The following is a 24,141-nucleotide window of genomic DNA, read 5'->3' on the forward strand; positions in this document are numbered from 1 at the left end:
GAATGGCGGGGCCTTTTCAATTTGGCCAAATGAATCTGGAACGACGACATGACAGGTACATCCCCCTTCGCCCCGCGCGGCACCGCGCAGGAAATCGAGGAAGGCACGGCCTTCGCGCCGAAATTCGACCGCGACGGCCTCATCACCGCCGTCACGACGGATGCGAAGTCCGGCGAACTGCTGATGGTCGCCTGGATGAATGCCGAGGCGCTGGCCCGCACCGTCGAAACCGGCGAGGCCTGGTACTGGAGCCGTTCGCGCGGTGAGCTCTGGCACAAGGGCGACACCAGCGGCCAGATACAAACCGTCATCGAAATGCGCACCGATTGCGACCAGGACACGATCTGGCTCAAGGTCGAGGTTGGCGGTGACGGCGGTTGCTGCCATGTCGGCTACCGTGCCTGCTTCTATCGCCGCGTGCCGCTCGGCAAGCTCCCCGCCACGCTCGAACACACCGGCGCCGAAAAATTGCGGCAACGCTGAGCAGCGCTGAAATTCGGTCACATTTACCACCCATAAGACCGGCGCCGCCTTTCCCACGAGGCGGCGCTGTTGCATTGTCTGACGAGCATCGAGTTTCACCATGAAGTCGTTTCGCATGCCCAAACCGAAAATTGGCATTGCCCTCGGCGCCGGCGTCGCGCGGGGATGGACGCATATCGGAGTCCTGCGGGCGCTGGCGCGCGCCGGCATCGAGCCCGACATCGTGGCGGGCACATCCATAGGCGCGCTGGTCGGCGGCTGTCTCGTGGCAGGCAAGCTCGATCCGCTCGAGGATTTCGCGCGTTCGCTGACCCGCCGGCGCATGTTGAGCCTGCTCGACCTGCGCTTCCGGTCCTCGGGCCTGATTGGTGATTCGAAACTCGCCGAACTGATGCGCGAACAGCTTGCCGACCTGCGCATCGAAGACCTCGGCCGCACCTTTGTCGGCGTCGCCACCGAGCTCACCACCGGTCACGAACTCTGGCTGCACAAGGGCGATCTCACCCAAGCGATCCGCGCCTCCTATGCGCTCCCCGGCGTTTTCGCGCCGGTCGCCATCGACGGCCGTTGGCTGATCGACGGTGCGCTGGTCAACCCTGTGCCGGTTTCGGTTGCCCGCGCGCTCGGCGCCCGTGTCGTCATCGCGGTCAACCTCAACAACGATCCCTTCGACCCGTCGATTCATCGCCAGGCCCGGTCCGCGCGTTTCCCCGGCTATATCGGCGGCGCGCCGCCGGCTCTGCCGGAAGACGAACTCTTCCGCGAATTGCAGGAACGCATCGATGAGGAAACGACGGCAGAGGAGGATGCGTCGCTGACCCAGGGTGAAACCACGCCCGTCGCCGCCCGCATCCGCGAAAAACTGAGGACGCTGCGCTGGAAGCGCACGCCCGAACAGGAACTGATGCGCCGCGTCATTGGCGGCCGCAAGCGCGGCCCCGGCATCGCAAGCGTCATGCTGGCCTCGCTCAACATCGTTCAGGACCGGCTCGGCCGCATGCGCATGGCCGGCGATCCGCCCGACGTGATGATCGCGCCGAAGGTCGGCCATCTGAGCCTGCTCGACTTCGACCACGCGGACGAATTGATCCGTCTCGGCGAGCAAGCGGCTGAGGAAGCGATCCCGCAGATCAATGAAACGATCGAGCTGATGCAGTAATCTCTAGCCGGTGGCGATGTAGAGCTTCAGCGCCTCCGTCTCCATCACCGTCTCGGCGATCCGGTGCTTCACCACGTCGCCGATCGAAACGATCCCGACAAGCTCGCCGCCCTCGATCACCGGCAGATGGCGGAACCGCCCCGCCGTCATCGAATCCATCAACTCGTCGATCGAATCGTTGAGGCTGCAGGTAATGATGCGCGACGTCATCGCTTCACGCACCGGCGTTGTCAGCGCCGCCGCGCCGATCCGCGCGATCGCCTTGATGACATCGCGCTCCGAGACGATGCCGACCACCTTGCGGTCCTGCATCACGACAATGGCGCCGATCCGCCGCTCGCTCAGCGTCGTCGCTACCCGACCCAGCGTGGCGTTCGGATCGACCGTCACCACCTCCGGGCCCTTCGCCTTCAAAATCGCCGCAACGTTCATGGCATCTCCTCCCGGTCGGGTCCCGGCCGACAAACCGCGACCGCGGGCAATCGCCCGAGCCGAAATGATGCGACATTCCGCCGCAGCGAGCAAGGACAACGACAAAAACCCAAGGATTCCGCGGCGTAAAGACCGGGTCTTTGACTTCAGAGCCTGCCCGCCCGGATACTGCCTCACAGTTTACCGAGTCCTGCCTCCACTGACCCGACAACAATCCGGCTCCCCGCCATGTGGCAACGCGCCTATCTGACCCGGCTGAAGCGCGACCTCGATCTCTGGATCGAGCGCGGCTGGGTGACGGCGGCCAACGCCGAAGCGATCCTCGCTTCCGCCAGCGAACCTGGCGCCGCGACGCGCCGCATGCCGGCCATGCTGGCGATCCTTGGCGCAGTGCTGATCGGTTTCGCGGTGATGAGCTTCGTCGCTGCCAACTGGCAGGACATTTCGAAGCTCACCAAGCTGATCCTGATTTTCGCGGCGATGTGGGGCACCTATGTCGCCGCCTTCGCACTTCAGAAGCGCGGCCACCCGGCCTTCGCGCAAGCCGCCGTGCTGATCGGCCTCGGGCTGTTCGGCGCGGGCATCATGCTGATCGCGCAGATCTATCACATCGTCACCGACGATCCCGGCGGCGTTCTCGCCTGGTGCGTCGCGGCGCTTGCGACTGCATGGCTGCTGCCCTCGCGCCCGGCGCTGGCGCTCGGCATTCTGCTGGCCGTGATCTGGACATGGTTTGCAATCGACATGAACGACGCAACGCCGCACTGGGCGTTCTGGGTGGCATGGGCGGCCTCCGCCGCGCTGGCGCTGCGCCTGTCATGGCCGCCGGCCTTCCATCTTGTATTGATCGCCGGCTTCCTGTGGCAGGCAATCAACGCGGAGGCGATCCTCGACGTCACCGGCTTCTCGCCGACGCAATTCGTGATCCTCGTCATCCTGGGAGCGTTGGCTCTCTGGATGGCGGCACTCGCCTTCTCCGGCCGCAGCGTCCGCCTCGCCGCCGTGGCCGAGGGCTACGGCATCGTCGTTGCCTTCGCGCTTGTCGGCATTCTCCAGACCGATCCGGGGTCGGGCGAGCACGCGGCTGCCGGCGCCTCGGGGACAGTGTTCATCACCGCCGCCGTGGTGCTGCTGGCGGCGTTGGGCGGTCTCGCCGCCATGCGCGACGGGTTGCCGGCACGTCATCTCGCGGGCGTCGCAGCAATGGCCGCGCTGGCGATCGCCTATCCCTTCCTCTCGGTGACGAACGCCGCGCTGGTGCCATGGGCCTACGCCGCCGCCATTCTGGCGCTCGCCGCATGGCTCGTCTCCTATGGCGCAGCGCGCGGCAGCCGATTCGCAGTCAATTTCGGCTTTGTCGTCTTCGCGGCCGAAGTCCTCTGGCTCTATTTCGAAACGCTGGGCACGCTACTCGACACCGCGATCTTCTTCGCGCTCGGCGGCGTGCTCCTGATCGTCGGCAGCGTCGTCTTCGAGCGCATGCGGCGGCGCATCGTCCGCACCACGGCCGAAGGGGGTGAGGCATGAACCCTCGTTTCGGCATGGCACTGATCGTGCTGGCGCTCGGACAGACGCTGTTTCTCGGCGCCTTGATCTGGGACCGCGTGTCGCTGTTGCGCTCGCCCGATGTCGTGACGCTGAAGACCGCGCCCGTCGACCCGCGCGACATCTTCCGCGGCGACTATGTCATTCTGAGCTACGAGATTTCGCAATTGCCGCTCGACAAACTTTCGGGCGACGACGAATTCACCGATGGCGATGCCATCCATGTCGAATTGGCGCCGGGCGGCGGAACCTGGAACGCCGTTGCCGCCTGGCGCGACCGCCCGGAGCCGGCGGACGGCAACAAGATCATCCGCGGGCGTATCGCTTATGTCTTCGAGAATAGGACAGTCACCCGCGCCTTGGACGACGGCACGGAAATGGAAACGGCGCCCGAAGCGCCCTGCCCCGGTTGCCGGACGGCCAACATTACTTACGGCATCGAGAGCTATTTCGTCCCCGAAGGCGAAGGCCGCGTGCTTGAGGACGAACGCAACGCGGGAACCCTGACTGTCGACGTCGCGCTCGGCCGCAGCGGGACCGCCGCCATCAAGGGCTTGCGCCTCGACGGCGAACCGATCTACGAGGAGCCGCTGTTCTAGACGGCTCCTCGCCAATTGCCGTGAAAACCGAACGGCACGCGCGCCGGCAACTCAACCCGCGCCAGCGGCCCCTTCGAAATATCGTCCGTATCTAGAACGATGAAGTCGCTGATATTCCGCGCCGTGTCGTAAACCAGCGACACAACGAAACCGTCGCCTTCCGCCGCGTCTTCCTTGCGCGGCACGAACACCGGCTCGTGAACATATTGCCCCACACCCGGCTCCCATTCGCGCCGCTTGCCGGACGCCAGATCGATATGCACCAGCGTGTCGTAGGATGAACCCGGCGCTTCCTTCGGCCGGTTCATCGCCGCGTAATAACCATGCCTGTACCCGTGCCCAGCAAAGCGTTCGTCGAAACGCGGGAACTCGCCGCCGAGATCGGTCAGCACTTCCTCCGAATAGGAATCCGAGTTGCTGTCGAGATCGAACGTCCAGCGCACCAGCGTCCCCTGTTCGTCGGCAAGGTCCGGCGGCGCTTTCGTTCCGTCTGCGCTCGGGAAAAGCGGCACGCGCGTATATTTCATCATGTCGGCGATGACGCGCGTGCGCCCGCCTTCATGCGACGTCCAGGCGTTCATCGGGTGATAGACGTAGCAGGGATCGCCCTTGAACCAGCGGATCGTATCGACGCTGGCGTTGCGCGCCATGATGCCGACATGCGTGCCGGCATCCGGATCCCACGCAATCACAGGGCCACCCTTCATGATGCGGTCGATGTCGATCGTCGCCGGAAAGATCGGGAAAACCACGTGTTCATCGGTCACAATGAAGTCATGCACCATGCTGGCGTAAGGTGCCTTGAACATGTCGCTGCGCGTCAGCGCGCCGTTGCTGTCGACAACCTGATAGGAAATGTCGGGCGACCCGGGCCCGGCCGCCATGTAACCGAAGAAAAGCATCTCGCCGGTTTTCGGATCGAATTTCGGATGCGCCGTCATCGGGCCGGAATACTTGCCCTCGAAGGTCCACGGTCCGCTCGTCTCCAGCGTGTCGCCGTCCATCGCCACCGGTGAGCTGCCCTCGTCCAGCGCCAGAAGCTTGCCCGCATGCCAGACGATATTGGTGTTGGCGACATTGCGTTTGACGTTTTCCGTGCCCGGCAGCGGTGCTTCGCCGAATGCCACGGAAACCCGGCGCTCGCCCGCTTCGCGCTGAAGCGCGTATTGCTCGGTCCGCACCCAGCGATTGCGATAGCGCGCTTTGCCACCCTCCACATGGATCGCGTGGATCATCCCCTCGCCGAGGAACCAGTGATATTTCTCCGTCAACGGCGGAAACATCGGGTTCGGTCCGTTGCGATAGAGCGTGCCCGCCAGCGCCGCCGGCAATTCCCCATGCACGACCAGGTCGGGCGCGTCGCATTCGGCCTGCACAGGCGCAAAATTATTCCGGAGGAACGGATTGTTCGGATAGGGCTTGGACATGGCGCGCGCCTCCCGGATGGCGATAAAACCATAACATAACAGTGTTATATCTGTGTTATAGTTACCGCTGGACAGCAGGTCAAGCCTGATTGATAGAGAAACACATGAGTGCCGAAGGAAAAACCAGCCCCGCCGAAACTCGCCGCAACGCACAGCGTGAGGGCCTGCTGGATGCCGCCAGCGAAATGTTGATGCATGGCGGCCCGGATGCAATCTCGCTGCGAAAACTGGCAACGAAGGTCGGCACCTCCACCATGGCGGTCTACACGGCCTTTGGCGGCAAGGAGGGCCTGATCACGGCCCTTTTCGAAGAGGCCTTCGACCGGTTGGCCGCGGCGCAGAACGCCGCCGTCCGCGATCCCGAGCCGCTTCTCTGGCTTGCCAATCTCTCGCGCGCCTATCGCGACTTCGCACTGAAGAACCCGTCCTATTATGCGTTGATGATCAGCGCCACCTTGCCAGTTCCGGCTGCGCTGCGTCACAACGAACCGGCAACGAGCGAACCGGCGGCGCGCAGCATTGCGCGCCACCCCTCCTATCAAAATCTGCTGGATGCGATCGAGTCCTGCATCGCCGAGGGCAGCATGCCCGCCGACGCGGACCCCGCCATTCTCGCCGATGCCCTGTGGGCAACCGTACACGGATTATGCAGCCTCGAGCTTGCCGGTTTCCACCTGAGCGCTGAGGACGCGGAGAAACGCTTCAGCGTCACGGCGGGCGCTATCATGCGCGGCCTGCTGACGCAGAAGGGCCTTGAAAAATACGAGAGCTTCAGTCGTCGGCGGTAACCGACGGAAACTTGCCGAGCGGAAACGGCTTGTCCTCGCGCGCAAAAATCACGAAGGCCAGACACTCCCATACATATTGAACGAGGTTGCGGCTGAAGGCGCGCAACTCTTCGTTCTTGCCACCGGTGACGAGAATGACGACAAACTGCACCGCACCGAGAAAGATCGCCACCGAGAAGGCGACATTGCCGAGAAACCAGAAGACGATCATATAGACCAGCCGCATCCACAGGTCGCGGCGCCCCGACGTGCCCGTCCCGCTATCCGCTGGCGACGCGTCCGGGCCCGAATGGGCAGATGTATCGCTCATGAGTTGTCTCCTCCTGAAAATCCGCGCCCGTCAAAGGCCGCCCTGCTGATGTGGTTACTGACAGGCGAGAGTCAACCGCCACAGCTATTTCTCGCGGTCCTTGCCGAGCCACTCGCCATAATCGACATTGCCAGGTCCCCCGGACGGCGAATAGCGAATCGGATCGAACAGACCGAAAAGCAGCAAGCCGGCCAGAAAACCACCGAGATGCGCCTCCCATGCAACCTGCGCGGTAACGCCAAGTGCGCCGGAAAGCGCCGTGGCGCCGAACAGATAATTGAGCCCGATCCAGACGCCGACAAAGATCAGCGTCCGCCGATCGGTAAGCGAGGCGAGAATGCCGGCACTGCGCCGCGGCGCACCGCCGGACCCCTGCCCGCCGCCAAGCGCGCCGAGCGGCCCGTCGCCAAGAAACACGAAACGCGCCGCGCCGCCCATCAGCCCCGAAATCGCCGCCGATGCGCCCACCACCGGCATCGGCGAAGCGGGATAGATCGTCACATGAAGAAAGGCGCCCGCGGCACCGCAGAGAAAATAGAAGAGAAAGAAGCGCAACGCGCCGAAACGCCGGGCGATCGGCGAACCGAAAGCAAGCAGCCAGACCGAGTTGACGATCAGATGCGTCCAGCCGCCATGCAGGAATGTGTAGGTGATCGGCGTCCAGAGTGCCGCCCCAAGACCGCCCGGCAGACCCTCGACCACGCCTTCATAGCGCAAGGGAAAGAGGGCGAAGAAGAACAGGACGTCCCGCTGCGCGGCGGCGGGCAGCCATTCGATCAGCAGATGCAGCCCGACAATGGCGACGAGCAGCGCCAGCACGGCACCCGGCACATTGAACGCCGGCGGTTCCCTGAAGGGCTGAACCTCGCCCGGTCGCGGATCATCCATGCGCGAGTGCCGCCTCAACCAGCGGCAACCGGTCATTGCCGAAATACATGTCGGTCTTGTTGACGAACATCGTCGGCGAACCGAAGCCGCCGCGCGCGATCAGCTCTTCGGTGTTGGCGCGCAGCCGGTCTTTGACATCGTCGTCCTTGATCCGGTGGCTGACGGTCTCCCAGTCGAGGCCGACGCCGGCGCAGATCTCGGCCAGCACGTCCGGCTGGCTGATATCCTTGAGATCACCCCAATAGCTGCGAAAGGTTGCCCAGGAAAACGCCGGCAGCTTGCCCTCGTCCTGCGCGACGATCGCCGCGCGCATCGCGTCGACCGAGCGCACCGGAAAGACGGGTGGCCGTCCGATCTCGATGCCGCAATAGCGAGCCCAGTCCTGCAGATCCTTGACGTAGTAGCGGCCCTTGACCGGATGCGGATTGGCACGCGCTTCGTAGACGCTCTCGTTAACCGCGTTGAAGACGCCGCCGACCAGGATCGGCCGCCAGTCGATGGCGACGCCCGCCCGCTCGGCCAGCGCCTCGATGCGGCTGAATGCGAGATAGGTCCATGGACTCGAACAGTCGAAGAAGAATTCCAGCGTCGCCAAACCGTCGGCTCCTTTGGTGAACATGGTTTACAGAATTGCGCGGAGTTTCACCCGCATGGCCCGTTCCCGCAACCGGCTTTCGGGCACCTTGCGACTGTGCCAATGCCGGACGGCGTTAACGTCCCGTTTAGGTCTTCGGGCGGAACCGGCTGCCCCGCCCGGCTGCTGCGTTCGCAGCTCCCGCCCCTCCGGTCATGAGAATCGCCCGAAAACCGGGCGTTTCCCGAAAGCCTTAACGAAACGTAACGGCTGGCACAGCGGTTGCAATCCCCTTGGCAACCGAACGGTCGGCGGCGCGCCGGCAGAATCAAAAAACAATGATCGCCAGCGCCAACCGGACGACCGATGACCTTCAGGAGGCCAACGTGTTTACAACCGCTCTGTCGATCGCGACGAACAAGGGACTGCCCAAGCGGACGCTTGGCGCTCTTGCCATGGCATTCGCTCTTACCGGCTGCGTCAGCGCAAACGCCGGTTCGGATGGCCGCTACGCGACGCCGATCGGCAACGCACCGGTCATCACCAACGAAACACCCTATTCGAACGCGCTGCGTTGCCTGGCCGGCCATGTGCCCGGCAGTGCGGCGGCGACGCGCATCGCGGTTGGCAACATCCGCGATTATACCGGCAAGCAGGAAGCCGACGGCACCGGCATGAAGATCACGCAGGGCGCCTCGCTGATGGCGATGTCGGCGCTGGGCAAGGCCGGCGTGCCGCTGGTCGAGCGCTACGACACGGCGATCACCGAGCTTGAACTCAAATACACCAACAACAAGCTGATCGGCGACGCTGCCGAGGGCGACTACCGCAAAATCTATGCGGGCGAGATCCGTGGCTCCGACTACTACCTTGTCGGCGGCATCACCGAGCTGAACTTCAACATCCACTCGGGCGGCCTCAATGCCGGTTTCGCCGAAGGCGGCGACATGGGCGCGGGCGCCAGCGCCTCGGCTTCGTCCTATGTGATGAATATCGGCCTCGACCTGCGCCTGGTGAACAGCCGCACGCTCGAAGTCGTCGACTATGTGTCGTACCAGAAGCAGATCGTCGGCCGCGAGATCCGCGCCGGTGTGTTCGACTTCTTCGGTGGCAACCTGTTCTCGATCGGCGCCGGCACCGGCGGCCAGGAGCCCATCCAGCTCGCGGTCCGCTCGGTTATCGAACGCGCCGTGCTGAAGCTTCTCGTGCCGCTCTACGCCGTCAACCCGAGCGATTGCGTCCGCTTCCCCGGCAACAAGGATCCGATGGGCCAGATCGATTATCGCCAGGCCAATCCGCAAGCCGTGCAGCCCGTCGCCAACCGCCAGCGCGTCGCCGAAGCACCGGCCGAGGCCCGCCCGGCCCGCGCCGCCAAGGTCGAAAACGATCCGTATGCCTACTACAGCGAACCGACCTTCAACGACGGTCTTCGCGGCGGCGTCAACTGAACCACCAACCAGATCGCCGATGATGCAAAGCCGAAAATCCAGCGACGCATCATCGGCCCCACCCCTCACCTTGTCTGAACCTGGTCGGCCTCCGGTCAGACAATGAGAGCCCGCGCGGAGCTTGTCCGCCAAACCGAAGCGGAACGCAGAGTTTCCGTTCCGTCTACGGAAGACCACTCGGGGAGGGCTTGGCCCTCCCCCTTTTTTTGACAGCGTTGGCACAGCGAAAACGACAGCAGACCCCCCCTCTGTCACAAAACTGTCATAAAACTGTCACAAACGGACTTATCCCCGCCCGGAGCCCCGGGGATAAGTGTCCCTTATCCCCGCTTTCAGGTCAGCGGCACTGACCCGTCTGCCGCCGCCGGCAAAACCGGCTTGGCAAGGCCGCCGACATCGCATATATTGGCACTCTCAATGTCATATTAATGACGCCATGAGGAGGATGCGATGAACGGATTGAGCAACAGGGCACGAGGCAGCGCGGTGCTGGCGCTTGCCATCGGCTTCCTGATCTCGGCGGCAGGCGCGGCGGCCGCCGACACGGCCTCGCCGGTCGGTCAGTGGCGTACCTTTCACCCCGACACCGGCGCCGCCAACACCATCGTCGAGATCGCCGAAACGGGCGGCACGCTCGAAGGCACGATCGTCGAACTGCTGGCGGGCGCCACCGAAACGAATTGTGCGAAATGCGACGGTACACGGAAGAACCAGCCGCTTGTCGGCATGGTGATCCTGTGGGACCTGAAGCCCGAAAGCGGCGGCTGGGGCGGCGGCACGATCCTGAGGCCGGCGACCGGCGGCACGGCGAACGCCAGCATCAAACTGGCGGATGGCGGCCAGAAGCTCGACGTCAAGGGTTCGCGCGGCATGATGAGCCGCACCCAGACCTGGGAACGGATCGCCGAATAGCAGAAGCGGGCCCGGCCTCCCTCCACGTCGCCTTGCCACCCCCTCGCATGCGAGGCGCGCGCCGACAATCCCGCCGACAGGAACGGGGAGAGCTTTCGCTCTCCCCGTTCCGCTTTCGATTGTTGCCAGTCAGAACTTGAAGCTGATATTGGCGCCGATACCGAAGCCTTCGGTGTCGTCGCGGCCAAAATTGTAGCTGACATCGACGCCGCCCGAGATGGGGCCTTCGCTGAAGAAGCTCAGACCGGCATTGGCGATGAACTCGTCGCGATCATCCGACGGCAGCGGCGCCGCGATGATGCGTTCGCGTTCCACATCATGCACATAGGTCAGGCCGACATAAGGCATCATGGTCCCGGTGTAGTAGCTGACGCGACCCGCCACCTGCAGCTGGCCGAGATCGGATTCGGTCTTGGCGACCGGCGTGGCCGTGCTGTCGACATAAGCATCGTTCTGGCTGTGCGAGTAGCTGTAGCCGACGCGGCCGGTCAGGCCGACATTGTTGTCCAGCCATTTGGTTGCCGAGAGATTGACCGCGCCGAACCAGGTCGAGGCATCCTGCTCGCCGGTGATGGTGGCGCCCAGGAATTTGCGACGGTTGTCGATCTTGCTGAAGGTATAGCCGACCGTCGCATCGACCGAGAAAATGTCGCTCAGCGCGACCGAGACATAGGGCCCGACCGAATATGAATCGGTATCCGAACCGCCACCATTGAAGGGCGTCGTGGTGTCGATATTCGAATAGGAAAGGAAGGCGCCGACATTGACCGTGTCGCTCGCCTTGTAGTCGAGGCCAACCGAGACGCCATAGGTGTCGGCATCATAGGCGATGCCCGGAAAATCGTTTTCGGCATTGTTGTAGCTGACCGCAAGCCAAGCGCTCAGCGCTTCGGTGAGCGCCGCGTCGCCGGCCGAAAGGCCCGTCATACCGATATCGGATGTGCTCATGGCGCCGCGCCCGCTTCGACGCAAATTCAACCGATCAAAATAGGCACGCAGTGTCTGGTCGCGCTGCTGCTGTTGCACGTCCTGCAGCTTCGACCCGACAGCATCCTGGGTCGGCGTGAATTCGTCGACGCCATGAGGCGGCGGCGGCAACGCGACCGCCGCCGTCCCGGCCAACAGAGAAACCGACACGACACCGGCACCAATCTTCAGAATCGTCTTCAACATTTCAGCCACTCCCAGCTCCCATAAATCGACATTTTCATCTTCGGCAAGACCCGGACGCGTTGTTTTCCACGCGCCGGCATTGCCGCCATCCTAAAAACGAAATTCCCGCTCGGCACTGGCCCCCGAGGCCGGCGGCCGCGGGCCGTAGCGAATCTTCAGTACCGATTGACCTTTCGCCGCCGGACGCGCCTCGCCGAAGAGTACCGGCCAGCCGGCAAAATCCTTCGATACGAATGTCATGGCGCGCCCGTCAAGCGTCGCCTGCGCCTGCCCGCCCGGCGGCAGGCGGTCGAGCGCGAAGAGCACGACCCAGCAGTCTTCTTTCCGGGCCTGCGCCGGCGCCACCGACAGCGCGCGCATCGCTTCCATTGCCTCGCCCCAGGTCTGGAACTTCTGCCAGTCAGCCATCGAAGCGCGCGACTTCGGCACGAGATAGAGCAGCCAACGCGGATTTTCGGGCATCACGGTGAAGAGCGAAACGCGGCGCATGCTCAGCGCGTCGGCCGTGAAGCCATAATCGACCGAGAAACCGGTCAGCGCCGTGCGGCCGGCATCTTCGACGAAGCGCAGCGTACCGACAAGCTTGCGCCCCTGCTTGCCGTCCCCGGGCGCCAGGATCGCCGAAAGGCCCAGACGGTCGGAACGGAAATCGGACAGCGTCGTCACCGGCTTTTCGAGCGATGCCATGACGCCACGGGCGAAAGTCACCGGGCGCAGCGCCGCCTCGTCGCGAACGCCGCGCGCCAACACCGCGACGGTGCGCACCGCGATACGGATGTCCGCCGGCAACGCCGCCTCATCGAGAACGGCGTCCGTCTCGATGCGTGCATTGCCGCCGAGCGGATCGCTCGCCGGCTGCGCGGCGGCATGAGCGCTCCAGAGCGACAGGATCACGATCGAAGCAGCAAGAATACGGTTCATTCAGGTGACAATCCAAATGGTCATGATGCGGGCCCGTCCTACCTTTCGAGATTATATTGCTGGCCGGGCGGGAACGGGTCTTCGTAGCGCCAGGCATCGGGCCTGGGTTCGCCGCCAGCAATCTCGCCAAGCGCATAGATGGCGTTTTCGGCGAAGTTGCCGAGCAGGTTCGACGCCGCATCGACATTGAGTGCAACGAGATTCTTGACGCGCTGCGTCAACGGACCGAGCGATTGCGCCAGCAGCGGATTGTTCTTGATCGCATCGGCAAGCTTGCCGCCGGTCAGATTGATGCTGACGTTGAGACCCGCCGCGCCGAAGCCGCGCATCATTGCCTCCGTCTCGGAGGCTCCCTCCTCAAGCGCCTTCAGATAGGCATTGGTAAAACCTCTGCTCCCGCCAATGATCGCACCGGCGACGGGAAAAACGGTCGAGGCGACAAAGATGCCGGCCTCCAGACCGATCTCGGCAATTTGATGCGCCAGTTTCTGCGTCTCGGCCGCGCGCTCGGCGTCGCGCTGGGCAAGCCCGCGCGACAGCTCGACTGCTGCCGGGTCATAGGCCGGCAGATTGAGGCCGAGCCCCTCGCGCAGGTCGTGTGGAATTTCGTCCGCCGGAATATGCGAATAGTCTTCCTGTTTCCGCACCGGTTCGGCCGGTTTCGGCAAGGTGCTTTCAAGCTTCACGTCGCCCGGACCAACACCGCCATGGCCGTGATCGTCATAGGGCCATGGCTGCTTGCCGCCGGGATTGCTCCACGAAGCAGACCAGCCCTCAGCATCGGCCGGAAAGGCGATTCCGAGGTCCGATGCGGGAACCCAGCTCTCCCATATCCAGCGATCACCGAGCGCGCCGGTATAGGTCTTGGTCACAATGAAGCCACCATTCCTGGCTGTGACCGAAAATTCTTCGATGGGGCGCCCCCCGGTCGGTTCCTGCTTCATCAGTTCGGTCAGTGCGTGAACGGCTGTTCCGCGCGGATGATACTTGTCGGGCCAGAGCGGCGGCATCAGGCTGGTCTGCGTTCCCGATTTGTCGGGTATCGCCACCGTCGGACGCGCAAAGCCGTCCGGCAGGTTCCGCTCGATCTGCTTCTGCTGCAGTTGCTGCTGAACCGGCGCTGTCGGTTGTTTCGGAACCGGCGGCGGCGGCGTCGGCCCGTGATGCTGTGCCATGGCGGCGCCGGAAAAGCACACCGTCAAGATCAGAAGAACCGCACCAAGCCTCGCCCGCATCTTCGATGCACCGTGAAAAAAGACACATATGCCATTTCATATGTCATTTGATGTGATTCCCTTTCCCTCGATCCGTCAATGCGCGCCGATGCCGCAGATGAGCGCGCAGGTGTCGTGGGTAAAACGGCGAGTGCAGACGAAAACGGGGAGAGCTTTCGCCCTCCCCGCTCCGAATACGGATCAAACCTGACGTGGCGTCAGTAGCCGACGCCGCCGGTGAAGAAGCCGCCGCCGCCATCGCTCGACGAGACCTGTTCGTGGCGCTCGCTCTTGCGGATCAGCACCTCGGCATAGGCCATGCGCGTCTGTTGCGGAATGCGCGTCATCGACGGCGCGCGCTGCGGCACGCAAGCCAGCATGCCGTTGGAGCCGTGATGCAGCGCTTCACCCGGACGGCATTCGATCACATAGCCGCCGCGATAGTCGGGCGTGTCGCCGCCGGCGCCGGCCATGCGGCCGATCGTGGTCACCAGCATGTCGCCGGCAACGCAATGGAAGAGTTCGACATCCTGGCCGGGCGTCACTTCGGTGACGGCCGAGCTCAGACGCGCCGCCTCTTCGAGACCCTTGGCACTGACGCAGATGCCCTTGACCGGCTTTGCCACATACTTCTCGCGCACGATGACATTGAGCGATCCCATCGGCGCGACCGGCGCCGCCGCCGCGAAGAAGCCGCCACCACCGCCGCCGCCGAAGCCGCCGCCGCTGCCATTGCCGACCGCAACCGCGCTGCCGCGATCCATCGCCTGCGAAGCGCTGTCGGCCGCCGCATTGGCATTGGCAATCGCCGTTGCCGTCGCGGTCGCCTGCGCGGCCGCATTGACCTGGATGTTGATGTCGATGTTGTTGGTGTTGGTGTTCGTGTTGGTGTTCGTATTGGTATTGGTATTGGTATTCGTATTGGTGTTCTGGTTGTAGTTCTTGTTGTAGTTCGCGTTGTAGTTCGAATTGTAATTCTTGTTGTAGGTGGAGCCGTAGTCGGGCTTGGGCGGCTTATAGCCACCACCGCCACAACCACTGTCACAACTGCCGGCAAGCGCGGGCGCCGCGCCCATCGATGCGAAAAGGAGGACGGCGGCCAGCGCCATGCCGCTCAGGGCCAGCCCACGGCTGGAAAAGGTAAACTTCATCATCTGCTTCATCCTGACACTCCCGGCCCTCGGGGGGGCTCGTTGGCCTGCGTCTTAACGGGTACTCGGGACCGTCGATGCAGAAGCCATGCCGGATGCCTCGGGACCGCGGCTTTGCGTGCCAAACCGTCGATGCAAGCGCCCGGCCCGCCGCCACCGGCGCAAATCCGGACAGGGAGTTAACCTTTCCGGCCCGGCGGCGGCCGGCCGCCATCCCCCTATCCCATTGTACTTATTCATGAAATCAGTGATGTGCGGCCGCCAGTGCGGCGCTCGCGCCGCCGTCATTAACGTCTGGCACGGTTTCTGCTCCCTCACCTCCGTCCGCTCCAGATGGCGCATCTTCCCGTACCGGATCGGTACGAAAGGCCAAAAAGGAACCGGACAGGGACGGCAACACCCGAAACGGGACGCGCCGTTTTGAATGGGCTAACATCCGGCCGGGCAACGGGGCATCCCCCAGCCGGCGGACGTGGCGCCAAGGCGAGGGATGAGGGCGATGAAGCACAAAACCACACAAGCGCTGTTCGACTACTGGAACGCGATCCGCGCCGGCCGTCCGGCGCCGCGACGCAGCGAGATCGAGCCCGGCGACATGCGCGCCGTCCTGCCTTACGTGTTCATTCTCGAACGCAAGGACCGCGACACCTATCGCTTCCGCCTGGCCGGGACCGGGTTGTGCAGCGTCTACGGCATGGAATTTCGCGGCCACAACATGCTTTCAATGTGGGGCGAGGATTGCGCCGAAAACATCAAGAGCGCACTCGACGACGTCACCGCCAATGCCGGCGTCGCGGTTGTCGAATATACCGCCGCGACCACCGACGGCCGCGAGGCAACGTTCGAAATGGTGCTGCTGCCGCTCCTGCATGAAGACGGTTCGCTGACGCGCGTGCTCGGCGCCGCCGTGCCGGTCGACCGGCAAGCCTGGGTCGGCGACCGCCTTCTGGCCCGCCAGTGGATCGACCGCCTGCGCCGCCTCGACCCCGAACACATGCCCAAGCGCGAGCCCGCCGCCAAGACGGCCGCCCGCCGCCTTGCGGCCGAGAAACCGCCCGTCGCGGTCGCCCATATCGGCAAGCGCGCGCCGCAGGGCGCGCCGCTCAGGGGCGAGCGCTCCTATCTCAGGCTGGTGAAAGATGCGCTGAGCAACAGCAACGAGGAACGCGGCTGACGCTCAACGCGCCGGCAGCCAGGCCCGCCAGCCCTGTGTCAGCAGGTAGCAGAACAACGTCACCACCGAGAGCGTGCTGTCGACGAAGATGGTGGGTTCAGGGTCGGCGGCCTCGAAGACGAACACCAGCAGCACGACCTTGCCCGCCTTGTGAAAGAAGACCAGTTCCCACAGGCCCGGCAACCGGCGCGGAAAAATCCCCAGCAGAACGAAGAGCCCGGCAAAAACCAGATAGCCGAGCATCCGCCATATCTCGACGCCGACGCGATCCGGCGCGAAATCGCCGATCGTCACGGCCGCGCCCACGAAGGCGCCGACGGCGGAAAGGCCGAGCAGGATCATCAATATTCTTGCAAGGCGGTCGCGGGCCGGCGTCATGCTGTTTTCTCCCGAGGGCAAACGATGTGCGCATTCTCGGCGCGCGCGCCATGCTCCGGAAGCGCCATTGGCGTTTGATCGCTATGCGGGAATGTATGGGTAACGCCTTGGGCCGGCATTGTGACCGGTAATGACGGCCGCATTCGCCTGTGCCTCACAAGGAAGGTTTGGCACGCAGAGGCGCAGAGACGCAGAGAAGATTTTCTGGCGCTTCGCGCCGAAGGCGTAATCCGACCTGCTTCCTCCGTGGCTCCGCGTCTCCGCGTGAAAAATTTCCTTCTTCTCCTGCTCCTTCTCTGCGTCTCTGCGCCTCTGCGTGCACAAAAGGGGGGAAGCGTCCTGCACGACTTTCGCCGGGCGGTATTTTTATTTTCCCCACAACAATACACATCAAAAAAAGCCGGTGTCTTTCGACACCGGCTTTCCTTGTCCGTCGGCGGAAGATCAGGCGGCGTGGCCGACCCGGTCTTCAGCGATGGTCACATTTTCGGGCGCCAGCGGCGCCTTGCCCAGCATGTCGTCGGAGATTTTCTCGGCGATCATGATGGTCGGCGCATTGGTGTTGCCGCCGACAAGCGTCGGCATAACGGACGCATCGACGACGCGCAGGCCCTGCAGCCCATGGACGCGGCACTTTGTGTCCACCACCGCCATCGGATCCGAACCCATTTTCGCCGTGCCGACCGGATGATAGATCGTCTCGGCGGTTTCGCGGATCCATGCGTCGATATCGGCATCGGTCTGCGTGCCGGCGCCGGGCCAGAATTCCGGGCCGCGATAGGGGTCCATCGCCCGCTGGGCAATGATGTTGCGCACCATCCTGACGCCGTCGCGCATCACCCGGCGATCATATTCGGCTTCGAGATAGTTGGGCTGGATCAGCGCGTGATCGGCGGGGTTGGTCGACTTCAAGGCCACATAGCCGCGGCTTTCGGGGCGGAGCTGGCAGATGTGAACGGTGAAGCCATGCCGGTCGGACTTCACCCGCGCATGGTCGCGCATCATCGCGGCGACGAAATGAAGCTGGATGTCCGGAACCTCGAGTTCCGGCCGCGTCTTCAGGAAGGCGCCGGACTCAAGACCGTTCGATGTCGCCAGACCCGACTTGAAGAAGGTGTATTGCATGCCGGTCATGATCTGCTTCAGCGGATTGCTGACCTGGCTGTGCAGCGTGATCGGCTGCGTGCATTCGTTGAGCACGACGCTGTCGAGATGATCCTGCAGGTTCCGGCCGACGCCCGGCAGGTCGGCGACGACATCGATGCCGAACTTGCGCAGATAGTCGCCCTTGCCGATGCCGGACAGCATCAGCACCTGCGGCGAATTGACGGCGCCGCCCGAAAGCACGATTTCGCGGCTCGCGCGGGCGGTTTTCGTCTCGCCCTTCTGGGTGTATTCGACGCCGACGGCCTTCTTGCCCTCGAAGAGAATGCGCGAGGTCAGCGCCTCGACTTCGACGGTGAGGTTCGGACGGTCGAGGACCGGGGTCAGATAGCCCTTGGCGGCGCTGCAACGCTGGCCGTTCTTGATGGTGAGCTGGTAGGGGCCGACGCCCTCCTGCTGCGGACCGTTGAAATCGTCCGTATAGGGATGGCCGGCCTGCTTGCCGGCTTCGACGAAGGCCTCGAAGAGCACATTGGTCTTGCGCGGATTGGAGACGCCGAGCGGACCGTCGCCGCCATGGAAGGCGCTGTTGCCGTTCTCGTTGCCTTCGGCGCGGCGGAAATAGGGCAGCACATCGGCAAAGCCCCAGCCTTCGAGGCCGAGCTGGCGCCACATGTCGTAGTCGCGCGCATGGCCGCGAATATAGATCATGCCGTTGATCGAGGAGGAACCGCCCAGCACCTTGCCGCGCGGCCAGAAGAGCTTGCGGTTGTTCAGGAAAGGCTGGCCCTCGGTGTAGTAATACCAGTTGGCCATGTCCGTGCCGATCAGCTTGCCGACGCCGGCCGGCATGTGGATCATGAAATTCTTGTCCTTCGACCCCGCCTCCAGCAGCAGCACCTTGTTGGCCGGATTTTCGGACAACCGGTTGGCCAGCACGCAGCCCGCGCTGCCGGCGCCGATGATGATGAAATCGAAATTGCTCATGAAACTGTTCCTGCCCGTTGGATTTGTATTGCCATATGCGCCGCCGCGCGGGACCGCGAGGTCCGCATGCCCGGCTCCGGCCGCCTCTGGCCCCGATTCCCTGATTGATCGGAATTTGCCGGTGATTGTCGGGAATCGCCGAAGCTGACGCAAGCGTCAATTTGGACCGCCCGGTGGCAAAGCCTTGCCGGAACGGGAAAAATAATCGTTTTCGGAAGCCGCCGCGGTAGAATTTCATTAACCGTGTCGGAGCTATCCTTGGCGTGGAAAGACCGGTGCAGCCTGCGCTTCGCCGAATCCGGGACAATCTGGGCCGAACAGATGCAATCCGACGACGTCGAGCACGAAGAACGCCGCAAACACAAGCGGGTCGCCTTTGAAGCCAAAGGCCGCTTTCTGGCGCCCGACGGCTCGGAGCATGAATGCTCGATCCGCGACATGTCGCTGGGCGGCCTCGCGCTGACAACCGACATCCCGGTCGGCATGGGCGAACAGGTCATCGTCTATCTCGACGAATTTGGCCGTTTCGAAGGCAAGGTCGTGCGCTTCTATGAGGGCGGCTTTGCCATCGAAACCGCCATCAGCGGCCCGCGCCGCGAACGCCTGGCGCAGCGCCTCGAAGCGCTGGCGCGCGGCGAAAAGATCGAGGTTTCGGCACGGCGCGCCTTCGCGCGATATGCGCCGGGCGAAGCCGGACTTGAGGAAACCTCGGTGCTGACGATGGATGACGGCACCTCCATCCCCTGCCGCCTCATCGACATGTCGCTGGGCGGCGCCCAGGTGGCGGTCGACGAACGCCCGCCCATCGGCACCGGCGTTTCGATCGGCAAGATGACCGGCCGCGTGGTCCGCCACACCGAGGAAGGCGTCGGCATCCAGTTCACCAACGTGCCGGAACGCGCCACCGCCCTTTCCCGCCCCTTCGGCTGATCTGGCGGCTGATCTGGCGGCCGATCGCCACTCGGCATTTCCGCCGCCATCGCGCTAGACTGCCCCTCAAATCAACAAGGGGGCCGCCTGTGAGCACGTCAATTCTCAATTATTCCATCGAAAACGACATCGCCACCCTCGCCATGGATGACGGCAAGGCCAATGCACTCGGCCACGCCATGATCGGCGAGATCAATGCGGCCCTCGACCGGGCGCAGAACGAGGCAAAGGCGGTGCTGATCGCCGGCCGCGACAAGCGCTTCTGCGCCGGCTTCGACCTCGAGGTGATGGCGTCGGGCCCCGACAATGTCCGCAAGCTGGTCGGCGCCGGCGCTGAACTGCTGATGCGGCTCTATGAATACCGGCTGCCCGTGGTGATGGCCTGCACCGGCCATGCGCTGGCGGCCGGCGGCTTGCTGCTGCTGGCGGCCGACGCCCGCATCGGCGCCGCGGGCGCCTTCAAGATCGGCCTGCCGGAAGTCGCCATCGGCATGACCCTGCCGATCTTCGGCATCGAACTGGCGCGCGACCGGCTGGCGCGCAACCGCTTCAGCGAGGCGGTCACGCAGGCGCGCATCTACGGCCCGGACGAGGCGGTTGCCGTCGGCTATCTCGACGAGACGGCGGCACCCGAAGCGCTGATCGAAACCGCGAGCGCCCGCGCCGCGACGCTGGCCGCGCTGGCCCAACCCGCCTTCGCCAATACCAAGCGCAAGGAGCGCGCCGCGACGATCGCCCATATCCGGGAAACGCTCGAGGCCGATTCCGGCAGTTTCGACGGCGCGAAAAAGGGCTGAGCGGCACATCGCAGGCTGTGTCCGGCCGGTCGGTGCTCAGCGACCTCCGCACGGAAATCGCCGCCGATCAGACCGGCAGCATCGACGCTTCGATGAAAAAATCGGACATCTCCTGCCGCCACGGTTGACCGGCGATCCCACACCGGCGCCTGGTACCCCGAACGGCATTAACGAAGCCTCGTGCCGACGCCCCGCCGCGGTCGAATTCGGGACATGAGACCGCGCAAATGCCAACCAAAACCCTCATGCGACGATTCGCCGAATTTTTTTCAGGAGTCCCGTATGAAGAATCGCGGCCGCATAACGCCGGCTGAATTCCGGGCGCCGTCCGCGCGGACACAAAAAAACCCTTGTTACACAAGCATTTTCTGCGCGTTTCAATATGTTCAATTTTATACAAATTGAGGTCCCTAAAATTTTAGGCAAAGGCTTTTTGAATTTGAACCGCATTTAGCTCGAATGTGATTCATATGCTTAAACGGACGCAAATCCCTCCCTGTCATCCTGTCCTCATGAGCCCACCAATCCGGGCTTGTGGTGATCTGGGTGGCGAAAATGTTGTGGCGTAAAAACATCCTTCTGACGACAGGCCTCGCGCTGGCACTTGCCAGCTGCCAGGCACCGGATCGCGTGGGAAGCATCGGCTTCTTCGAAAATGATGGCGCGCGCGAATATCGCGTGGCCGCGGCGATGCCGGTCGGCCAGCAGGCGCCGCCGCCTTACGGCTATATCGGCTTCTGCATCCGCAACCCGGATGAATGCGCTGGCGGCACCGACGCGCCGGAAAAGATGGAATTGACGCCCGCGCGCTGGGCCGAGCTTGAGAAGGTCAACGACTGGGTCAACAAGTCGGTCCCGCAGGTCGACGACATGACCCTCTTTCAGCGCGCCGAGTGGTGGGCCATTGCCGACGAACGCGGCGGCGACTGCGAAGACCTGGCCCTGCTGAAGCGCAAGAAACTGATCGAGCGCGGCTGGTCGCCGGACCAGCTTCTGCTGGCGGTGGTCCGCGAGTGGAACGGCGACGGCCATGCCGTGCTGCTGGTGAAGACCGACCGTGGCGAATTCGTCCTCGACAACAAGACCTGGGAGATCGTCGCCTGGCACGACGCGCCCTATCAATGGATCAAGCGGCAATCGCGCGAGCGGCCGTTCATCTGGGTCAATCTCGACCAGAAGACGTTCCGCACCATCGCACAGACCGACTTTCCGCCGCTCGGCGAGCAGGCTCCCTTTCTCGCCGCAATCGAACGAAACATGCCCGCCGATCTGCGGCCGGGTATTGCCGAAGGCCAGACGGCGAGCCGTAACGCGTTGAAGGAGGAACCTACCGCAGCGCTCGCTTTCAACTGACCTGCCGACCGGTCCCATTTGCCCCCCATTCGGGACTGGTCCTGTCGAGGCCGGCTCTGTTGCTCCCCCCGCAGCAGAGCCGGTACTTTTTGGGACCGCCTATTTGCCCTTCCAGTTCGGCTTGCGTTTTTCGGCAAAGGCGCGCGGGCCCTCGATCAGATCCTCGCTCTTGAAGAGCGCGTTGACCGCCGGATACTTGCCCGTCACCGCCTCGTTGAGATTGGCGATGTCGAGGCCCTTGTAGACCGCCTCCTTCGAGGCGCGGATCGACATCGGCGAACATTCCATGATCAGGCCCGCCCAACGCTTCGCCGCCGCCATCAGCTCGGCCGCCGGCACCACCTCGTTGACGAAGCCGAGTTCACGGCCCTCCGCCGCCGGCACCTGGCGGCCGGTCAGGATCATGCCCATCGCCCGCTTGACGCCGATCTGGCGCGGCAACCGGTGCAACCCGCCCGCCAGCGCCGCGAGACCGACCTTCGGCTCCGGCAGGGCAAAGACCGCATTCTCCGAAGCGACGATCAGGTCGCAGGCCAGCGCGATCTCGAAGCCGCCGCCCATGGCGACGCCGTTGACGGCGGCGATGACCGGCTTGGTGAGATCGAAGCGCGCGGTGAGGCCGGCAAAGCCGGTCGCCGGGACTTCGAGCTTGTTGCCCTCCGCCTGCCACCTGAGATCGTTGCCGGCGCTGAAGGCGCGCTCGCCGGCGCCGGTGATGATGGCGACCCAGAGATCGGGATCGGCGGCAAAATCGTTAAAAATTCCTTCCAGCTCGAAATTGGCCGGCGGATGAAGCGCATTCATACGCTCCGGGCGGTTGATGGTGACGATCAGCAGATGGCCGTCGCGCGCGGCGGTACAAAATTCGGTCATGGACGTTTCCCGGTGATTGAGATGTGCGTTTTCCGCACGCTGCCGCGACTTTGCCCCGCCCGATGCGGTGCGGCAAGCGCAGCTTGTTGACGCAACGGTAACCAAACCGCACTAAACATAGCCAGTGAACCGCGTTCAAAGCGCCCCAGTATCTGTGTGAAACAAGAGATAATGGCTCAATCCAACGAAGTCCTCGCGACACGGCCGGACGGCCAAACGGACGAACCGGCCCTGCGCTGGGTCCTGAAACATGGCGACCGCGTCTATGGGCCCTACAGCTTTGCGGCGATGAAGGCCTATGCCGCCGAAGGCCGCGTCGCGCCGCACAGCCTTGTCGCCCCGGAAGGCACGCCGGCCGGCGCCGGTACATGGCGCGCGGCGGGCGACCTGCCGCAGCTCGCCGTGCTCTTCGGGCACACGCCCGAAATCGAGCCCGAGCCGCAACACGATCCCGTTTCCACACCCGCCGACGAGCCCGACCTTGCGCCGGCAGCGGACGCACAGGCCGAAACGATTGCCGAAGCCCGGGCACAGCCCGCGCTCGAGCCCGCCACGCAACCGGAGCCGGACACCACCCCTCGCGCCGGCGACCCGCGCCGCCAGCCCTACGGCTCGGGCAAGGGTCAGATCGACCGCCGCGCGCAGCCGGAATCGGCGAACTTCTTGATCGTGCTCGACATCAAGGCGCGTTTCGCCGGGCCGCTCGAACAGGCGATCATGTCGCTGGGACCGGCTTACAAGCTGGCCGCCAATGTCTGGTGCGTCAACGCCGACGCCACCGCGCCGGGCCTTCTCAACGATCTCAGCGTGCATATCGGCAAGACCGATTCGATGTTCATTGCCGACACAACGCGCGACCGCACGGCCTGGAGTTCGATGGGACCCGAAGTCGACGCGAAGATCCGCCGCGTCTGGCGCCGCACTTACTGACATCGTTCCGATATCGTTCAGCCGACGCCGCGAGGCAGCGCCGCAAGGTGGCCAAATTCAACCACCGATGATAATGTTTCCGCCGTTGGGGCTTTCAAGCCGTTCGCTTGAGAGCCCTTTTTTATTTTCACCCTTCCGGCTCATCGAATCGAAAAGGCAGAACCATGGCAGCAGAAAGCGGCAACACGGTGCGCGTGCATTACACAGGAACGCTGAGCGACGGCACCGTGTTCGACAGCAGCCGCGGCGGCGAACCGCTGCAATTCGCGATCGGCGGGCGCATGGTCATTGCAGGCTTCGAGGAAGCCGTTCTCGGCATGGCGCCGGGCGACAGCAAGAAGCTGACAATTCCGGCGGGCGAAGCCTATGGCGACCACGATCCGCGCCTGGTGCAGGATGTGCCGCGTTCGGAGTTGCCGCAGGGCCTCGAACCGGCGCCCGGCATGCAACTGACCGCCAGCGGCGGCGACGGCCGCGAAATCGCGCTGGTCGTCACCGAGGTGACGAGCGACAGCGTGCGGCTCGACGCCAATCATCCGCTGGCCGGCCAGGACCTGACCTTCGAGATCCAGCTCGTCGACATCGCCTGAA

At 63.9% G+C, this 24,141-nt stretch carries 25 protein-coding genes; 13 read left to right on the forward strand and 12 right to left on the reverse strand.

Annotated features, from left to right (window positions below; genetic code table 11):
• Positions 1-48: 48 nt before the first annotated feature.
• Together hisI and Q7V31_RS11615 are read left to right on the forward strand one after the other, a co-directional pair.
• On the forward strand, positions 49-483 hold the full coding sequence (hisI, locus tag Q7V31_RS11610; protein ID WP_304734466.1) for a phosphoribosyl-AMP cyclohydrolase: 435 nt from the start codon (positions 49-51) through the stop codon (positions 481-483).
• A gap of 115 nt (positions 484-598) precedes the next feature.
• The gene (locus Q7V31_RS11615; protein WP_304734468.1) at positions 599-1,642 is read left to right on the forward strand and encodes a patatin-like phospholipase family protein; all 1,044 of its coding nucleotides are present in this window, start codon (positions 599-601) and stop codon (positions 1,640-1,642) included.
• A 3-nt stretch (positions 1,643-1,645) separates the two neighbouring features.
• Here Q7V31_RS11615 and Q7V31_RS11620 read toward each other — a convergent pair whose 3' ends face one another.
• Positions 1,646-2,074, reverse strand: coding sequence for a CBS domain-containing protein (locus Q7V31_RS11620; RefSeq protein ID WP_304734469.1), 429 nt, complete (start codon positions 2,072-2,074; stop codon positions 1,646-1,648).
• 228 nt (positions 2,075-2,302) lie between these two features.
• On the opposite strand from Q7V31_RS11620, the gene Q7V31_RS11625 reads away from it, so the two are divergent.
• Complete coding sequence (locus tag Q7V31_RS11625; RefSeq protein ID WP_304734472.1) at positions 2,303-3,601, forward strand: DUF2157 domain-containing protein; 1,299 nt, start codon at positions 2,303-2,305, stop codon at positions 3,599-3,601.
• The gene (locus Q7V31_RS11630) at positions 3,598-4,218 is read left to right on the forward strand and encodes a GDYXXLXY domain-containing protein (RefSeq protein ID WP_304734474.1); all 621 of its coding nucleotides are present in this window, start codon (positions 3,598-3,600) and stop codon (positions 4,216-4,218) included. The genes Q7V31_RS11625 and Q7V31_RS11630 overlap by 4 nt, the downstream gene beginning before the upstream one ends.
• Here Q7V31_RS11630 and Q7V31_RS11635 read toward each other — a convergent pair.
• On the reverse strand, positions 4,215-5,645 hold the full coding sequence (locus Q7V31_RS11635; RefSeq protein WP_304734476.1) for a carotenoid oxygenase family protein: 1,431 nt from the start codon (positions 5,643-5,645) through the stop codon (positions 4,215-4,217). The two genes, Q7V31_RS11630 and Q7V31_RS11635, sit on opposite strands and share 4 nt — an antisense overlap.
• 104 nt (positions 5,646-5,749) lie before the next feature.
• Here Q7V31_RS11635 and Q7V31_RS11640 point away from each other — a divergent pair, with 104 nt between their 5' ends.
• Positions 5,750-6,433, forward strand: coding sequence for a TetR/AcrR family transcriptional regulator (locus Q7V31_RS11640; RefSeq protein WP_304734478.1), 684 nt, complete (start codon positions 5,750-5,752; stop codon positions 6,431-6,433).
• Here the strand turns inward: Q7V31_RS11640 and Q7V31_RS11645 are convergent.
• The 3 genes from Q7V31_RS11645 to Q7V31_RS11655 form a co-directional block, all read right to left on the reverse strand.
• Positions 6,417-6,743 (reverse strand): DUF4389 domain-containing protein, encoded by a 327-nt coding sequence (locus Q7V31_RS11645; RefSeq protein WP_304734480.1) that lies wholly within the window; start codon positions 6,741-6,743, stop codon positions 6,417-6,419. The genes Q7V31_RS11640 and Q7V31_RS11645 overlap by 17 nt on opposite strands.
• 84 nt (positions 6,744-6,827) lie before the next feature.
• Positions 6,828-7,631, reverse strand: coding sequence for a rhomboid family intramembrane serine protease (locus Q7V31_RS11650; RefSeq protein ID WP_304734483.1), 804 nt, complete (start codon positions 7,629-7,631; stop codon positions 6,828-6,830).
• On the reverse strand, positions 7,624-8,250 hold the full coding sequence (locus Q7V31_RS11655; RefSeq protein WP_370690657.1) for a 2-hydroxychromene-2-carboxylate isomerase: 627 nt from the start codon (positions 8,248-8,250) through the stop codon (positions 7,624-7,626). Before Q7V31_RS11655 ends, Q7V31_RS11650 begins: the two co-directional genes overlap by 8 nt.
• 341 nt (positions 8,251-8,591) lie before the next feature.
• On the opposite strand from Q7V31_RS11655, the gene hfaB reads away from it, so the two are divergent.
• Together hfaB and Q7V31_RS11665 are read left to right on the forward strand one after the other, a co-directional pair.
• Positions 8,592-9,653, forward strand: a complete 1,062-nt coding sequence (hfaB, locus tag Q7V31_RS11660; RefSeq protein ID WP_304734486.1) for a holdfast anchoring protein HfaB — start codon at positions 8,592-8,594, stop codon at positions 9,651-9,653.
• A gap of 450 nt (positions 9,654-10,103) precedes the next feature.
• Positions 10,104-10,565, forward strand: coding sequence for a DUF2147 domain-containing protein (locus Q7V31_RS11665; RefSeq protein ID WP_304734487.1), 462 nt, complete (start codon positions 10,104-10,106; stop codon positions 10,563-10,565).
• 129 nt (positions 10,566-10,694) lie between these two features.
• Here Q7V31_RS11665 and Q7V31_RS11670 read toward each other — a convergent pair whose 3' ends face one another.
• The 4 genes from Q7V31_RS11670 to Q7V31_RS11685 form a co-directional block, all read right to left on the reverse strand.
• Complete coding sequence (locus Q7V31_RS11670) at positions 10,695-11,738, reverse strand: autotransporter outer membrane beta-barrel domain-containing protein (RefSeq protein ID WP_304734490.1); 1,044 nt, start codon at positions 11,736-11,738, stop codon at positions 10,695-10,697.
• 90 nt (positions 11,739-11,828) lie between these two features.
• Complete coding sequence (locus Q7V31_RS11675) at positions 11,829-12,659, reverse strand: hypothetical protein (RefSeq protein WP_304734491.1); 831 nt, start codon at positions 12,657-12,659, stop codon at positions 11,829-11,831.
• 38 nt (positions 12,660-12,697) lie between these two features.
• Positions 12,698-13,834 (reverse strand): hypothetical protein, encoded by a 1,137-nt coding sequence (locus tag Q7V31_RS11680; RefSeq protein WP_304734493.1) that lies wholly within the window; start codon positions 13,832-13,834, stop codon positions 12,698-12,700.
• Between the two features lie 257 nt (positions 13,835-14,091).
• Positions 14,092-15,036, reverse strand: a complete 945-nt coding sequence (locus Q7V31_RS11685) for a hypothetical protein (protein WP_304734495.1) — start codon at positions 15,034-15,036, stop codon at positions 14,092-14,094.
• A gap of 487 nt (positions 15,037-15,523) precedes the next feature.
• Between Q7V31_RS11685 and Q7V31_RS11690 the strand changes: the two genes are divergently transcribed.
• Positions 15,524-16,198: a PAS domain-containing protein gene (locus tag Q7V31_RS11690; RefSeq protein WP_304734497.1), complete on the forward strand. Its 675-nt coding sequence runs from the start codon at positions 15,524-15,526 to the stop codon at positions 16,196-16,198.
• 3 nt (positions 16,199-16,201) lie between these two features.
• Here the strand turns inward: Q7V31_RS11690 and Q7V31_RS11695 are convergent, their stop codons facing one another.
• Together Q7V31_RS11695 and Q7V31_RS11700 are read right to left on the reverse strand one after the other, a co-directional pair.
• On the reverse strand, positions 16,202-16,576 hold the full coding sequence (locus Q7V31_RS11695) for a hypothetical protein (RefSeq protein WP_304734500.1): 375 nt from the start codon (positions 16,574-16,576) through the stop codon (positions 16,202-16,204).
• Positions 16,577-17,020: 444 nt separating this feature from the next.
• Positions 17,021-18,667 carry a choline dehydrogenase gene (locus tag Q7V31_RS11700; protein WP_304734501.1) on the reverse strand — a complete coding sequence of 549 codons (1,647 nt, stop codon included), beginning with the start codon at positions 18,665-18,667 and terminating at the stop codon, positions 17,021-17,023.
• 258 nt (positions 18,668-18,925) lie between these two features.
• Here Q7V31_RS11700 and Q7V31_RS11705 point away from each other — a divergent pair, with 258 nt between their 5' ends.
• From Q7V31_RS11705 to Q7V31_RS11715, 3 genes are all read left to right on the forward strand, one after another.
• A complete protein-coding gene (locus Q7V31_RS11705; RefSeq protein WP_304734503.1) occupies positions 18,926-19,597 on the forward strand; it encodes a PilZ domain-containing protein in 672 nt (223 codons plus the stop codon).
• A gap of 89 nt (positions 19,598-19,686) precedes the next feature.
• Positions 19,687-20,394 carry a crotonase/enoyl-CoA hydratase family protein gene (locus tag Q7V31_RS11710; protein WP_304734505.1) on the forward strand — a complete coding sequence of 236 codons (708 nt, stop codon included), beginning with the start codon at positions 19,687-19,689 and terminating at the stop codon, positions 20,392-20,394.
• Positions 20,395-20,949: 555 nt separating this feature from the next.
• The gene (locus Q7V31_RS11715) at positions 20,950-21,747 is read left to right on the forward strand and encodes a transglutaminase-like cysteine peptidase (protein WP_304734507.1); all 798 of its coding nucleotides are present in this window, start codon (positions 20,950-20,952) and stop codon (positions 21,745-21,747) included.
• Between the two features lie 99 nt (positions 21,748-21,846).
• On the opposite strand, the gene Q7V31_RS11720 is transcribed toward Q7V31_RS11715, so the two are convergent.
• Entirely contained in the window at positions 21,847-22,620 is a 774-nt protein-coding gene (locus tag Q7V31_RS11720) for an enoyl-CoA hydratase-related protein (RefSeq protein WP_304734508.1), read from the reverse strand.
• A gap of 171 nt (positions 22,621-22,791) precedes the next feature.
• Between Q7V31_RS11720 and Q7V31_RS11725 the strand changes: the two genes are divergently transcribed.
• Together Q7V31_RS11725 and Q7V31_RS11730 are read left to right on the forward strand one after the other, a co-directional pair.
• A complete protein-coding gene (locus Q7V31_RS11725) occupies positions 22,792-23,550 on the forward strand; it encodes a GYF domain-containing protein (RefSeq protein ID WP_304734510.1) in 759 nt (252 codons plus the stop codon).
• Positions 23,551-23,714: 164 nt separating this feature from the next.
• The gene (locus tag Q7V31_RS11730; protein WP_304734512.1) at positions 23,715-24,140 is read left to right on the forward strand and encodes a peptidylprolyl isomerase; all 426 of its coding nucleotides are present in this window, start codon (positions 23,715-23,717) and stop codon (positions 24,138-24,140) included.
• The last annotated feature ends 1 nt before the right edge of the window (position 24,141 follow it).

The organism is Parvibaculum sp. (genome assembly GCF_030651915.1).
Taxonomy (GTDB): domain Bacteria; phylum Pseudomonadota; class Alphaproteobacteria; order Parvibaculales; family Parvibaculaceae; genus Parvibaculum.